At 41.2% G+C, this 1,062-nt stretch carries 1 protein-coding gene; it reads left to right on the forward strand.

Features of this window, described 5'->3' with window-relative positions:
- On the forward strand, window positions 1-571 hold a 571-nt coding region (locus KPX09_RS05385; RefSeq protein ID WP_249549319.1), incomplete at its 5' end, for an exodeoxyribonuclease III.
- Window positions 572-1,062: the final 491 nt, after the last annotated feature.

Consider the following 1,062-nt stretch of genomic DNA (forward strand, 5'->3'; position numbering starts at 1 on the left):
CGAAGGGAAAGAACTACAATGCGCTGGGAGTTATTCTTCCGAGGAATCACGATATATAGAGTGTACGCTGGAGTGCGCTGGTAAGAAGAGAATAAGGGTAGTGAGCGTATACGTTCCCAACGGGCAGGAAGTAGAATCTGATACTTTCTTCTATAAATTGAAATTTCTAGAACATTTAAAGGACAGATTATTAAACATTGTGAAAACTGAGGACTTACTCATTGCGGGGGGTGACTTTAATGTTGCACCTGAAGAGATAGACGTGCACGATCCTAAGGCTCTTGATGGCAGGCTGTGCTTTCATATTTTAGAGCGTGCTAAATTCAGAGAAATTCTAAATAACGGCATAGTGGATATTTTTCGCACTTTTGTTGGTATTGATAGAAAAGAGTTTAGTTGGTGGAATTACAGAGAAGGGGGATGGCAGAATAATAGAGGTCTTAGAATAGACGGTTTACTATCTTCTCCTCAAGTTGCTGATAAAGTTCTCAATTGTTCTATACTATCGAAGGTTAGAGGTTGGGATACTCCTTCAGATCATGCATTGGTGATGTGCGACATAGATGTTTAATGTGTGTACATGTCTGTTTAATTATACTTCTTTATGCTCTTTGTGGCTTTGATACGTATAATAGTGGGGTATTTCAAAGGTGGTGCCTTATTACAATGTGATAGGTATGTATAATGCAGCTTTTGAGGCATATGTTCAGTGCTTGGCGGTTGATTAGGGAGTCATCAGCGGCGAGTTAATGCTGTTCCTGCATGGCTATTAGACCTTCGGCTGCTTTTGGGGATTCAGTGATTTTTCATTATGTACCGACGTGGAATAGCTACAATTCGCTGTTGCGGTGCCATACTACTCTGATGTGGGGAGAGCGTTGTTTTTGCGAGTGATTTGGAAAGAGGGACGACTGGTGAGAATATTCATGTGGATTGTGGGTGAGCCATGTGGTGGGGTTGATTGAAGTAGGTTGATGCTCCTAATTAAGACGGGTAAAGATTATATAATATTTTAGGGTGCTCCCTGTTTCAGGGCAAATCTTTAGGGAGATTGTGCAGCAA

The organism is Anaplasma phagocytophilum (assembly GCF_023476575.1).
GTDB lineage: Bacteria > Pseudomonadota > Alphaproteobacteria > Rickettsiales > Anaplasmataceae > Anaplasma > Anaplasma phagocytophilum_A.